Genomic DNA, 13,824 nt, shown 5'->3' on the forward strand with positions numbered 1-13,824 from the left:
GGTTATCACCAGCTCTTTTCTCGAATCTTGGCTTAACGTAATTTTAACGTCATCAACCCTAACACAACGAGGAAAATGGTAATAATCCAAAAGCGGATTACGACTTGTGTTTCTTTCCAACCTTGCTTTTCATAATGATGATGTAACGGCGCCATTAAGAATACACGTTTATTTCGCATACGTAATGAACCGATTTGCAAGAATACAGAAACAGCTTCCATGACAAATACACCGCCCATAATTGCAAAGACAATTTCTTGACGAACCATCACTGCAATCGTACCAAGCATCGCGCCAAGCGCTAAAGCTCCGACATCACCCATAAAGACTTGGGCAGGATGCGCATTGTACCAAAGGAAAGCAAGACCCGCTCCGATCATTGCAGAGCAAATCACTACAAGCTCAGAGGTGTATTTAACGTATGGAATATGCAAATAATTCGCAAAACGAATGTCACCAGATAAATAAGCAAAAACGCCCAAGCCTGCTGCAACCATAACGATTGGCATAATCGCCAAACCATCTAGGCCATCCGTCAGGTTAACCGCATTTGATGCACCATTAATCACAAGATAAGTGAAAACAATAAATGCTAAACCCAGCGGCACAACAGATAGAGGAATCGACAAATTCTTAAAGAAAGGAATCAGCAAATCCAGCATATTCGCTGTATGTACGGCACTATCTTGCTGTTTCGCAATCACATATAAGGCAATACCCGCTCCCAGAGATGCCACCGAAGTCCAAAAAAACTTCTTACGTGCGGGCAAGCCGGCATTATCTTTATAACGAACTTTAATCCAGTCATCGGCCCAGCCTACCGCACCAAACACCACCATCACACCAAGTACGATCCAGACATATGGATTGGATAAATCAGCCCACAATAGCGTGCTGATCCCGATAGAGAGCAAAATGAGAATCCCGCCCATGGTTGGGGTGCCCATTTTTTTGGCATGGTTTTCTGGCGCAAAAGAGCTCACAGCCTGACCATATTTTAATGCCTGTAATTTACGAATCATGACTGGACCTAAAACTAGTCCGATCGCCAGAGCAGTCAGCAAGCTCAACAAAGAGCGCAACGTTAAATAACGAACAACCTGAAACGAACTGTTATAGTCCGCCAATTGCTCAAATAACCATAACAACATTTAAATTTTCTCCATCAAGTCAGCCATCAACGTTTCCATATGGGTATAACGAGACCCTTTAAACAGGAAACTCATGGACTGGGGTTGATGTGTTTGGACTAAATTAATTAAGAATGGTAACGCATCTGCTTGAGATGCAAAGGCATGCAGTTTTGCAGAATCTGTCGCACCTTGTTGTGCAGCTGTAGCAAACTCACCAACAACAACCAAATGATCTAATGGTTGACCCACTAAATCTCGACCAAGATCATGATGCTCTTGCCAGCTACTTTCACCGAGTTCACCAATATCCCCCATCACCATGACTTTTAGGCCTTGTTGTTGTAGCAAAACCTGTGCTGCTGCACGCATTGATGTTGGGTTCGCATTATAAGTATCATCAATGAAAAGATGATTTTGATGTTGGATAAAGTTCAAACGACCTTTGGCGCCCTGCGCTTGCTCTAAGCCCTCTACAATCTGATCAAGCTCAACCCCGATCGCGAGTGCAAATGCTGCGGCAGCAGCTGCGTTTTGCACATTATGCATCCCTGCAAAAGGTAAGTTCACTGCACGAACACCTTGTGGCGTATGCAAATTAAATTGTGCTGATTGAGGATGTAGTACGATATCCGTAGCAAATACATCACCGCCTTCGCCAAAACTTAAGATTTGATGTCCTTGCGCATTGAGACGAATGGTTGCACTAAAATCATCATATGCAGGAACAATCGCAGTTCCATGATCCAAAATATGCGCATAGATTTCTGATTTAGCACGACAGATCCCTTCTCGACCACCAAATTCACCCAGATGCGCTGTACCAATATTTAAAATACCAGCCACATGTGGTTGAACTAGATTTGAGGTGTAATCAATTTCACCTTGATGACTAGCACCTAACTCCATCACAGCAAATTGATGGTCTTGACGTAACTCAAGTAACATCATTGGCACACCCAAATCATTATTTAGATTGCCACGCGTGATCAGTGTCGGTGCCAAACGAGATAAAATACTGCCCAACATTTCTTTGGTCGTGGTTTTACCACTACTACCTGTGAGTGCAATCACTTTCAACTGCTGATTCTGTTGACGACGATATGCGCCCAAATGTCCAAGCGCTAATCGTGTATCTTTAACGATGAGCTGTGCAATTTCTGCATCGACTGGACGCTCTACAATGGCAATTTGACAACCCTGTACAACCACTTGATCGACAAAATTGTGTGCATCAAATCGCTCGCCTTTTAAAGCAAGAAAGACATCTCCAGCTTCGGCATGACGTGAATCTGTCAGAATACGTTTAACTTCACCTTGTGGGATTTTGGCATTATGCCATTCACCGTGGGTTGCTTGTTGTAATTGTTCAGCTGTCCATGGTTCTAATGGAACGGTACTCGTCGTTGATGTATGCATACTTGTTATTACCTTTGAATCCTATTGTGCAGGATAAGCTGAATCTACTGCATGTGGCTGTGCTGCAATTGCTGATTGCACCTCAACCACATCATCAAACCAATGACGAACCCCATCAATTTCCTGATAGTTTTCATGCCCCTTCCCAGCTATCACCACAATATCACCAGACTGTGCTTGAGCAACAACAAACTTAATCGCTTCACGACGATCATGAATCTCATGCATGGTATGTTGCGCAAAATGAATGCCTTGCTTCATATCCGCAAAAATTTGCTCTGGATTTTCCGTGCGCGGATTATCCGAGGTCAAAATCACAGGATTAGCATGATCTAAAACCGCCTGAGTCATTAATGGACGTTTACCGCGATCTCGATCTCCACCACAGCCAAAGACCGCCCAAAGCTGCCCATTTACATGACGTTTTAATGTGGTTAATACTTGAATCAAGGCATCTGGAGTATGAGCATAATCAACAACAAACAATCGTTCATCATCTTGGATGACTTGCATACGTCCTGGCGCGCCTTGCAATTGCGGAACAAATTGAACCAACTTATCCAAAGCAAAACCAGCACACTCCGCTGCAATCAAACTCGCCAATAAGTTTTCGACATTAAAATGTCCCAATAATGGACTTTGTACGGCATAAGAATCTGTTGGCGCAATTAAACTAAAACTCGCCCCACTCAAACGATATTGCAAATCAGCAATATGATAATCCGCAGACGTCTGAGTTAAAGAATAGGTGAGAATTTTTGGTTGAGATGGATTAGTTTTAGCGGCATCCAACATTATATTTGCATGCGCATCATCCAAGTTGATCACAACAGCTTTGAGTGTTTTAAATTTAAATAATCGCGCTTTCGCTTCTGCATAAGCCTCTAATGTACCGTGATAATCCAAATGATCGCGGCTTAAATTACTATACACCGCAATTTCCAGATCACAGCCATTTAAGCGACCTTGTTCCAGCCCATGTGAACTGGCTTCTAACGCAACAAAACTCGCGCCTTGTTTTGCATAATCATGTAGTGCACTTTGCAGTTGTAATGCATCAAGTGTCGTATGCGTTGATGGTGTTAAATTCGGCAAAATCCCATTACCAGTCGTTCCCATCACCGCACAACCGTGGTGTTGTGAAGTAATTAATTCAGCAATTAAACGAGAAATTGTCGTCTTACCATTCGTCCCTGTGACTGCAATACCACGCAAGGGCTGTGTAGGATCAGTCGACTGCAAATATTGCTTCTGCCACTCCCCCATTAGATTTCGGACTTCAGGACAAACCCATTCTTTCTCTATCCCTAAAGCGGCTTCGCTAATGACAATTAACGCACCAGCATCCAAAGCATTTTGCGCAAATTGACGCGTTTTCTCAGGTTGGCTAAAACTATTTAAGGCGATAAAAATATGCCCTGCCTCAACCTTACGACTGTCAAGGCAGAAGCCTTGAAAGGGCTGTGTATACCAAGCCGCATCTATGCTGATCGGATGTATCTGTTGAAAACTAATCGACATAATTTACCTACGGGTTGGGTTTAATAGAAGTATCTAGTGGTTTATCTAAAGGCACATTTAATAGGCGCAACGACTCTTGCATAATTCTTGCAAATACAGGCGCTGCAACAAGACCACCATAGTAGCGACCTTGTGGATTTTCAACGACAACAATCATCGCTAAACGTGGGTCACTGACAGGTGCTACGCCAGCAAAAAGTGCACGATATTCAGTATTTGAATAACCTTTTCGGTCTGCGCGTAGCTTATGCGCTGTACCTGTTTTACCACCAACACGATAACCTGGGATCACCGCTTGCTTCGCCGTACCGCCTGGCATCGTCACTTGTTCAAGCATCAACAACACTTCATCAGCGATTTTAGGTGATAAAACTTGTGTTCCTTCAGGTGCTTTGTCTAGCTTTCGTAGACTCAGTGGCATCTCAACGCCATGATTGGCCAGCATCGCATAACCTTGTGCAACTTGAAGGATCGTGGCATTCAAACCATAACCATACGCCATCGTCCCGAGCTGAGAAGGGTTGATCTTATCCGCGGGATAGAGCAAACCCGCACTCTCACCCGGAAATTTCACATCCGAACGATGACCAAAACCAACGCGTCTAAAGAAAGAAGGAATGGTATCTTTTGGCAAAGATAGTGCAATCTTTGCTGAACCAACGTTTGAAGATTTAACAATGACGCCTGTAACAGTTAAAGCACCATAGTTATGCGTATCACGAATTGTATGCCAACCCAATTTCATTGAACCCGGTGCAGTATTAACGATAGTGTTTGGTGTGTATTTTCCACTTTCTAATGCCGCTGCAATAGTAAATGGTTTCATCGTCGAACCCGGCTCAAACATATCAATTGCGCCACGGTTACGCATCGCGTCTTTATTGCTCAAACCATTTTTATCATTTGGATTGTAAGACGGCCAACTGGTCATCGCCAGAATTTCACCCGTCTTTACATCCACTGCAATTGCGGTTGCAGAGCGAGCGTTATTTGCCACCCCCGCAGCAGTAAGTTCACGATACATGATGTATTGCAAACGCGAGTCGATACTCAGGGTAATATTTTCCCCAGACTCAACTTCCTTGATCACCTCAGAAACTTTTAAACGGTTGCCTTTCTTGTCACGAATGATTTTTTGCTCACCATCCACACCAGACAATTGTTTATTCAACTGCATTTCCAAACCTTCAATTCCGCGTCCTTCACTGTTGGTTAGACCAATGATCTGAGCGTTTGGTTGAGGTTGTGGGTAATAACGCTTATAACTTTTCTCTGCGTATACACCTTGGAAATTACGCTTAGTAATTAAATCAGCTTGCTGCGGCGGCACTTCTTTTTGCAGTACCAAATAGCGCGAGCGTTGACGATCATTCATTTGCTTTCGAAGTGACTGGCGATCAATACCTACTGCATCTGCCAACTCATCTAAATTTAGATTTTTATCAGGCAACTGACGTTTCAATTTACGATTGGTTGGATCTTTCTTTAACTCTTCAGTGATCTCATCAAATTGCTTTTTCGCTTCCCAATAATCTCTTGGGTCAATCACAATCTTCATGATCGGTGTACTGATTGCCAAAGGCACACCATGACGGTCACTAATCACGCCACGCATTGCCTCTAAACGCTCTGTACGAAGAATATTAGCATTCGCTTTATTCTGTAAAAAATCCTTATTCACAACTTGCACATAAAAGGCACGCGCAACCAACACCACAAAGCAAAGGAGCACAACACCCCAGAGCAAATAAAATCGCCACATATCGAGAGCAAGGGTTGGTTTTTCCGAAATGGATTGCTGTTTTTTTCGTATTGGTTTGCTTCGCTTATCTGCCATACAGCATGCCTTATTTATCTTGCTCTGAAGTCATAGGTAAAGAAATCACTACAGTTTGCGTAGCTGGTGGTGAAAACATTCGTAATTGTGTTACCGCACGCGAACCAATTTGGGCAGTCGCACCAAAAGTCTGTTGTTCAATCAGCAAACGTCCCCATTCTGCGTTTAAATCATCTCTCTCACGCATATAGGAACTCAAATCTCGATAATCATGACGATATTCAAACACCTGAAATACCACCATCATCGCACTGATAAACACCGATGCAACGAGTACAGCATAAACAATAACTTTTTTCAGTCCCTTTTTGCTGTTGGATACGACTTCGTCATCATTCTTGTTGTTCATTATTTGCCTTTTTGCTCTAAGCGCTCTGCAACACGAAGCCATGCACTACGCGAGCGAGGATTTGCCTTTACTTCTGCTTCACTCGCACGAATACGAGAAACTTTTTTCAATCGTCGAGTATCAACCTGCGCTTGAGGCATTCCCCAACCTGCGTCTTCAGCCAAGCTCGATTCTTTTTGAATAAATTGTTTGATTAAACGATCTTCTAAAGAATGAAAGCTAATCACGGCCAATTGCCCTTTTGGTTTTAATAATTCTACAGCTTGCGGTAAAAATACCTCAATATCATCTAGCTCTTTGTTAATCGCAATACGGATCGCTTGGAATGTACGTGTCGCAGGATGTTTATGCTTTTCCCATTTAGGGTGAGCAACTTTAACAATCTCAGCGAGCTGTGCTGTTGTTGTAATTTCACCAGCTTGTTTTATGGCTCTAGCAATACGACGGCTATAACGCTCTTCACCATACTGATAGATAATGTTTGCTAATTTTTCTTCTTCTATTTCAAGCAACCATTCGGCCGCTGTCAAACCTTGCGAGTTATCCATGCGCATATCCAACGGACCGTCATGCATGAAGCTAAAACCGCGCTCAGCTTGATCTAGTTGCGGAGATGACACACCCAAGTCAGCCATAATGCCATCAACTTCAGTAATATCAATATTGCTGAGTTCAGCTTGAATATCTGCAAAACTTGCATGAATAATTTTAAAACGTGAATCTTCTTGTTCTAATTGTGCTGCAACTTCAAGTGCTTGTGGATCTTTATCAAAAGCATAAACACGCGCATTGGCATCTAATTTTGAAAGCAATAATTGAGTATGACCACCACGACCAAAGGTCGCATCAATAAAAATACCTGTGTCACGGCCTGCCAGTACGCCATCAACGGTTTCATGAAGTAAGACAGAAATATGCGACATAACAATGCAATCAACAGCTAAAAATGTAACTGCACATTATCACCTTGTTTTATGCCATCACCAAACGACTTTTTGTAGAGAATTCTTAACTTTTCATAGATAAAACCGTTTTCTTTCGATTTTTCACTCAATAAAAAAGCAAATACGCGCTGTATTTGCTTTTTTAATCATTTTCCTCAAAGGCACACACTCAACATTTATGGTTTTTCGGCATAAATTTGATCAAAGATCGCACCATTTACAAAGTGTGTTTTTTGCGCTTTTGCCCAGCCACCAAACACATCATTAATATTAAAAAGTTTGATTTTTGGAAATTGCTTAGCGTACTTTGCAGCAACTTGAGGATTACGTGGACGGAAATAATGTTTAGCCGCCAACTCTTGACCCAATGGTGAATATAAAAAGTTTAAATATCCACGAGCCAGATTACGATGACCATTTTTATCTACCGTCTTATCAACGATAGCAACAGAAGGTTCAGCCAAGATCGAAATAGATGGATAAACGATCTCAAACTTGTCTTGACCTAATCCTTTTGTGGCTAGTAGTGCTTCATTTTCCCAAGACAGCAATACATCACCGATACCGCGCTCAGCAAAGGTAGTCAACGAGCCTCGCGCACCTGAATCTAGAACTTTGACATTTTGATAAAGTTTTTTGACCAATTCACGTGCTTTTGCATCATTACCATTTGGTTGTTTAAGCGCATATCCCCAAGCAGATAAATAAATCCATCTCGGTGCACCGCCTGTTTTGGGATTAGGTGTAATAATTTCCACACCCGCTTTGGTTAAATCGTTCCAGTCTCGAATATTTTTAGGATTGCCTTTCCGAACAAGGAAAACAACAGTTGAGGTATATGGGGCTGAATTATCTTTAAACTGTTTTTGCCAGTCTTTGCGAATTAAACCCGCATTTACGATTTCATCAATATCGTTTGCCAAAGCTAAAGTCACTACATCAGCTTGTAGACCATCAATAACGGATCGCGCTTGCTTTCCTGAACCGCCATGTGATTGTTTAAAATCAACCTCTTGACCTGTTCTAGATTTCCAATATTGTCCAAAAGCTTGATTGTATTCTTGGTAAAATTCACGTGTTGGATCATAAGATACATTCAAAAATGTGGTTGCCGCCTGTGCTGCACCATTTAAACCAAAGCCAAGCAATGCGATCGCGAATATCTTTCTCATTTATACAGCCCCTAACTCATAAATATTCACACCACTATATTTTAGATAAAATATTTTACAATCAATAACTTATATCAATATGATATTTATTATGCTTAATTCTAGATATACGAACTTTTCATATAGATAACAGTAAAATGAAAGTACAAAAGTAGATAATGTTCCTTAAATCTTCAGTCTCCATGTTTTCTACATATTTGCTTGCTAAATTTGACTTGCACACAAACTAGCCACACAGCTATAAATATTAAGTAGAAATTTACTGGAAGTTTATCTTTTTTGTAAAAAGTGTGACACAGTTCTACTTTTTTATTAAGATTTATGTTTGAATCGTATCATTAAAGCAATACTATATTTGTTTAGTTAGTCTTGTAGACTCGAAATCATGAAGGGGATGTTAGCAATGCGAGCATTAAAATTGAAAAAAACTCTATGCTTAAGCGTATTTTTAGTCTGCTCTGTACAGATGGGTCATGCTGCTGCAATCAAAGAAAGTAATAACATAAAATCAGTAGACAAATCTTCTTCTCTTATTGTTAAAGCACTTGATCAACAGAAACGTAATACAGCGATGATTCCATCAACTAATGATGAGATCAAAATGCTTAATACAATTCGCACAACACCAAGCCAAAATTTCTTTGCTAGCCAACATGAGCGTTTTTCTCGCTTTGTTCAAACGATTTTTCAACCGCATAATTCTTAATACTTTAAATATGTAACCCCTCGCATGTTTAAATGTGCCTAGTCATTCCGTGACTAGGCTTTTTCGTTATAATAGTTTCAATTTCTAATTTTAAATCCGATCTCTTATGAAAGTCCGTACTCGTATTGCTCCCTCTCCTACAGGTTTTCCACATGTAGGAACTGCTTATATCGCGTTATTTAACTTATGTTTTGCAAAACAGCATGGCGGAGAATTTATCTTACGTATTGAAGATACGGACCAACTTCGCTCTACCCCTGAATCTGAGAAAATGATCTTGGATTCACTACGTTGGTTAGGCCTCAACTGGTCAGAAGGTCCTGATGTCGGAGGCCCTCATGCACCATACCGCCAATCAGAGCGTATGGGCATTTATAAAGAATATGCATTAGAGCTCGTTGAAAAAGGTCATGCTTTCTATTGTTTTGCCACTGCCGAAGAGCTAGATCATATGCGTGCTGAACAGCAAGCGCGCGGTGAAACACCAAAATATGATGGTCGTGGATTGAAGCTTTCTACTGAAGAAGTGCAACAACGCCTTGCAGCAGGTGAACCGCATGTCATCCGTATGAAAGTACCGGCAGAAGGGATTTGTAAAATCAATGACCTACTCCGTGGTGAAGTTGAAATTCCGTGGGCACAAGTTGACATGCAAGTTCTGTTAAAAACAGATGGTTTACCAACCTATCACCTTGCAAACGTTGTAGATGATCACTTGATGGAAATCACGCACGTACTCCGTGGCGAAGAATGGTTACCATCGGCACCAAAACATCAGTTGCTTTACCAATATTTTGGTTGGGAAATGCCAACGCTTTGCCATATGCCATTATTACGTAATCCAGATAAATCAAAACTCTCTAAACGTAAGAACCCAACTTCAATCAATTACTATCGTGACATCGGTGTTTTACCAGAAGCATTGCTTAACTATTTAGGTCGCATGGGCTGGTCAATGCCTGATGAGCGTGAAATCTTCACGCTACAAGACATGATTGAGAACTTTGATGTGCAACGCGTATCATTGGGTGGTCCAATCTTTGATGTCGAGAAACTAAACTGGCTCAACGGTCAATGGATCAAAGGCCTGACTCCAGGACAATTGCTTGATCGTTTATTGGCATGGAAAAGTGATCGTCAAACATTAGAAGATATTGCTGCTGCAATTCAACCCCGTATCAACTTACTTTCTGAAGCTGTGAATTGGGCTGGTTTCTACTTTAACCACATGCCACAAATCAGCAAAGCGCAGTTCGAAAGCAAGAAGTTGACCGAAGAACAGGTTCGTCAAAGCCTACAATTTGCGATCTGGCGTTTAGAAAGTCAGTTTACGTGGAACAATGACACCGTAAGTCAAACATTGATGGATTTGGCTGCACAAATGGAAATTAAATTACGCGACTTTATGCCAGCATTCTTTATTGCGATTGCAGGCTCAACCAGTTCAACGCCTGTAATGCAAGCAATGGTAACCATTGGTCCTGATTTAACTTTCGCTCGCTTACGCAATGCACTTGAAATTGTTGGTGGTCCAAGCAAGAAAGAACTGAAAGTTTGGGAAAAGTTAAATGAATCGCTAAAATTGCCGAAAAATGATGCAAATAGTGAGACTTAATTCAGTTTAATCATTGACGTGTGAGCGCAATCCCCCTAATATTGCGCTCACACAAACTGGGGCCATAGCTCAGTTGGTAGAGCGCTACAATGGCATTGTAGAGGTCAGCAGTTCGATCCTGCTTGGCTCCACCAGACATTTTGTGTTGCCTCATCTGTCCCTATCGTCTAGAGGCCTAGGACATCGCCCTTTCACGGCGGTAACCGGGGTTCGAATCCCCGTAGGGACGCCATTTTCTATATAAAAATTATAAAATGATCTTTTTCAACTAATCATTCACTCATTCAGATTGCACATTTTCGAATTTTCCATAAAATAGCCGCTTCTCTATGCTTGGACAAATTGTCGTATGCAATCTTCCAACTCAAATGCGAATCCAGAATCCAAAACATTAAAACGTGCAATGAGCACACGACACCTTGTTATGCTTTCCTTAGGTGGTGCAATTGGTACGGGTTTATTTTTAGGTTCTGGCGAAGTTATCGCTCAAACCGGCCCTGTCGGTGCAATTATTGCCTATATCTTAGGTGGTCTAATTGCTTACATGGTCATGCTATGTTTAGGTGAACTTGCTGTACATATGCCTGTAGCAGGATCTTTTGGTGCATACGCGCAAAAATACATTGGTCCAGGCACTGGCTACATGATTTCTTGGGTCTATTGGCTAACATGGACCGCAACTCTTGGTACTGAATTCACTGCCGCAGCATTGCTCATGCAAGAATGGTTTCCCCATATTTCGATGTGGATTTGGACTATTATTTTTGCTGTCACCATTTTAGGACTCAACCTAACATCGACGCGCATGTTTGCGGAGTCAGAGTTTTGGTTAGCACTGGTCAAAGTTGTAACCGTCATTGCCTTTATTATTCTCGGTTTACTCGCAATTTTTGGTTTGATTCCATTCCATGGCTCAGAGTCAGCACCGTTGTTCCATAATTTAACCGCTCATGGCTGGTTCCCTCAGGGCTTAGTCCCGATCTTTACCACCATGCTGATTGTGAACTTTGCCTTTTCAGGAACTGAATTAATCGGTGTTGCTGCTGGTGAAACCAAAGACCCTGCGGTGAATGTACCTAAAGCAATTAACGCAGCGATTTGGCGCTTATTGATTTTCTTTGTTGGTACCATTATCGTCATCAGCGCATTACTTCCTTTCCAAATCGCAGGTCTGGGCGGTGAAGGCGTGAGTAGCAGCCCTTTTGTTACAGTATTCAATTACATTGGTATTCCTTATGCCGATGACATTATCCGTTTCGTGATCATCACTGCATTGCTTTCAGCAGCCAACTCTGGGCTTTATGCCGCTTCACGTATGATGTGGTCATTGTCAGATCAGCGCCAGTTACCAAGTGTTTTCTCTAAACTTTCAAAGAGTGGAACACCGATTATTGCATTGGTTGTGACCATGTTCGGCGCGATCCCTGGCTTATTGTCAGAACATTTTGCACCTGAAACGATTTTCAAAAACTTATTAGGTGTCGCTGCTTTCACGATGGTGATTGTATGGATGAGCATTTGCTGGAGCCAATTCAATTTCCGTCGCCAATGGTATAAAGCTGGGCACTCAGCAAAAGATTTAAAATTTGCTGCACCGCTATATCCTATTGTTCCAATTCTAGGCTTCATCTTCTGTTTTATTACAGGTTTAAGTATGGCCGCTGATCCTGAAATGCAAGCAGGTTTTATTGGATGTTTATTGTTTATTGCTGCGTGTTATTTAAGTCACTATGTTTTCTATCGTGATCGCACATAATCTCGACATTCAAAAAAATGCAGCTCTGGCTGCATTTTTTATATCTGTAACAATCATGATAAAAATCTAGCTTTCACACCTAAATCTTTATTTTTGATTATTTATTCCACGATATGCGGTATTTTTAAACACTTATTCACTTTTTTTAGATTTTCTTTAGAAAAGTGTTTGACACCCTATCTAATTCAACCTAATATACGCCCACCTCTGAAACGTCCCTATCGTCTAGAGGCCTAGGACATCGCCCTTTCACGGCGGTAACCGGGGTTCGAATCCCCGTAGGGACGCCAATATTCAGATGTATGCCTCATATAAGTCCCTATCGTCTAGAGGCCTAGGACATCGCCCTTTCACGGCGGTAACCGGGGTTCGAATCCCCGTAGGGACGCCAAATTCAAAAAAGCCACTGCATTGACAGTGGCTTTTTTATTATTCGTTTCCAATTCCAACTTGAACTTCTAAGCGGCCAGATTGCACGCGTAAACCACGAATTTCAAATTGATCAACCAATTGCTGTACTAGCTCACGACTTTCTTGCAGGATATTCAAACCCGGCAGAATACTAAAATCGGTGAGGTTTAATAATTTATCTACCATCCAAGAACGGTTGTTAATAAAATCAATAAAACCCGCTTCTTCGAGGTCGATATACCACAAACGATGACCTTCTTTTTGAATTCCCGGCACATCACGAATAAGGTGATTGATGAGAAAAGGAATCGGCAATGAGTTAATCACTTCAAAGCTGACATTTCCAACTCTACGCGTCGCCCAATTGGTCAGTGTCCCACCATGACGAATTTGCAAATCTAGGTGTTCATCAACTTGCCGCAAACGTAAATATTTTTCCTGACCAATACGGCATTCAAGCACATTAAATTCTAAAGAGAGTCGATAGAGGAAACGGCGATAATGTCCATCAAGTTCAATGTGAAAGCGATCATTGCCACATTCAATTTTGATATCATCAATCTCGGAGCGATCCATGCGCTTACGAATCTGATTATTGAGCAGCATTTCAGGTAAATATAAGGTCAGAGAGCCTTTCCCAAGTGATGCTCTTGCCATTGCAAGTGCAACTTGTCGTGCAGCCTCACTGGTTTCTGAGACCATATCACGAACAGAGTTTCTCACCCCTTCAACGCCACGTTTGGTATGATGAGTCACTTGATCCAGCGCACCCAATGCTGCATCAGCAACACCTGCAATATTGCGAGAGGTATCACTTGCAAATTCAACAGCATCTTGTGCGTGCTGTAACGTTTTATAGATTAGTCGACGTGATAAAGATGGTTTATCCGTTGCGTCTTCATCTGCAGGCATAATATCGAACATTGCCTTTTTATCATCTTGTCGATTCAAGATGCTCTCCCTC

At 41.7% G+C, this 13,824-nt stretch carries 11 protein-coding genes and 4 tRNA genes; 7 read left to right on the plus strand and 8 right to left on the minus strand.

Annotation, left to right across the window (positions count from 1 at the left end; translation table 11 throughout):
* Nucleotides 1-32 precede the first annotated feature (32 nt).
* The 7 genes from mraY to IO68_RS29115 form a co-directional block, all read right to left on the minus strand.
* Nucleotides 33-1,151 (minus strand): phospho-N-acetylmuramoyl-pentapeptide-transferase, encoded by a 1,119-nt coding sequence (mraY, locus tag IO68_RS29085; RefSeq protein ID WP_023013850.1) that lies wholly within the window; start codon nt 1,149-1,151, stop codon nt 33-35.
* The gene (locus IO68_RS29090) at nt 1,152-2,549 is read right to left on the minus strand and encodes a UDP-N-acetylmuramoyl-tripeptide--D-alanyl-D-alanine ligase (RefSeq protein ID WP_023013851.1); all 1,398 of its coding nucleotides are present in this window, start codon (nt 2,547-2,549) and stop codon (nt 1,152-1,154) included.
* Nucleotides 2,550-2,570: 21 nt separating this feature from the next.
* A complete protein-coding gene (locus IO68_RS29095; RefSeq protein WP_023013852.1) occupies nt 2,571-4,070 on the minus strand; it encodes a UDP-N-acetylmuramoyl-L-alanyl-D-glutamate--2,6-diaminopimelate ligase in 1,500 nt (499 codons plus the stop codon).
* Between the two features lie 7 nt (nt 4,071-4,077).
* Nucleotides 4,078-5,907 (minus strand): penicillin-binding protein PBP3, encoded by a 1,830-nt coding sequence (gene ftsI / locus IO68_RS29100; protein WP_004877850.1) that lies wholly within the window; start codon nt 5,905-5,907, stop codon nt 4,078-4,080.
* A 10-nt stretch (nt 5,908-5,917) separates the two neighbouring features.
* Nucleotides 5,918-6,256 (minus strand): cell division protein FtsL, encoded by a 339-nt coding sequence (locus tag IO68_RS29105; protein ID WP_004877852.1) that lies wholly within the window; start codon nt 6,254-6,256, stop codon nt 5,918-5,920.
* On the minus strand, nt 6,256-7,179 hold the full coding sequence (gene rsmH, locus IO68_RS29110; RefSeq protein ID WP_023013853.1) for a 16S rRNA (cytosine(1402)-N(4))-methyltransferase RsmH: 924 nt from the start codon (nt 7,177-7,179) through the stop codon (nt 6,256-6,258). Before rsmH ends, IO68_RS29105 begins: the two co-directional genes overlap by 1 nt.
* 197 nt (nt 7,180-7,376) lie before the next feature.
* Nucleotides 7,377-8,372: a sulfate ABC transporter substrate-binding protein gene (locus tag IO68_RS29115; RefSeq protein WP_023013854.1), complete on the minus strand. Its 996-nt coding sequence runs from the start codon at nt 8,370-8,372 to the stop codon at nt 7,377-7,379.
* 466 nt (nt 8,373-8,838) lie between these two features.
* Between IO68_RS29115 and IO68_RS29120 the strand changes: the two genes are divergently transcribed.
* The 7 genes from IO68_RS29120 (at nt 8,839) to IO68_RS29150 (ending at nt 12,840) form a co-directional block, all read left to right on the plus strand.
* Nucleotides 8,839-9,078, plus strand: a complete 240-nt coding sequence (locus IO68_RS29120; RefSeq protein WP_017196760.1) for a hypothetical protein — start codon at nt 8,839-8,841, stop codon at nt 9,076-9,078.
* Between the two features lie 106 nt (nt 9,079-9,184).
* Nucleotides 9,185-10,693, plus strand: a complete 1,509-nt coding sequence (gltX, locus tag IO68_RS29125) for a glutamate--tRNA ligase (RefSeq protein ID WP_023013855.1) — start codon at nt 9,185-9,187, stop codon at nt 10,691-10,693.
* Between the two features lie 58 nt (nt 10,694-10,751).
* Nucleotides 10,752-10,827 (plus strand) — tRNA-Ala (locus IO68_RS29130).
* 22 nt (nt 10,828-10,849) lie between these two features.
* Nucleotides 10,850-10,925 (plus strand) — tRNA-Glu (locus tag IO68_RS29135).
* A 117-nt stretch (nt 10,926-11,042) separates the two neighbouring features.
* Nucleotides 11,043-12,449: an amino acid permease gene (locus tag IO68_RS29140; protein WP_019385529.1), complete on the plus strand. Its 1,407-nt coding sequence runs from the start codon at nt 11,043-11,045 to the stop codon at nt 12,447-12,449.
* A 214-nt stretch (nt 12,450-12,663) separates the two neighbouring features.
* Nucleotides 12,664-12,739: transfer RNA gene (locus IO68_RS29145), tRNA-Glu, on the plus strand.
* 25 nt (nt 12,740-12,764) lie between these two features.
* Nucleotides 12,765-12,840 (plus strand) — tRNA-Glu (locus IO68_RS29150).
* A gap of 38 nt (nt 12,841-12,878) precedes the next feature.
* Here the strand turns inward: IO68_RS29150 and IO68_RS29155 are convergent.
* Nucleotides 12,879-13,811, minus strand: coding sequence for a hypothetical protein (locus tag IO68_RS29155; RefSeq protein ID WP_004877860.1), 933 nt, complete (start codon nt 13,809-13,811; stop codon nt 12,879-12,881).
* Nucleotides 13,812-13,824: the final 13 nt, after the last annotated feature.

The organism is Acinetobacter sp. COS3 (assembly GCF_000475335.1).
In the GTDB taxonomy this organism is placed as follows: Bacteria; Pseudomonadota; Gammaproteobacteria; order Pseudomonadales; family Moraxellaceae; genus Acinetobacter; species Acinetobacter venetianus.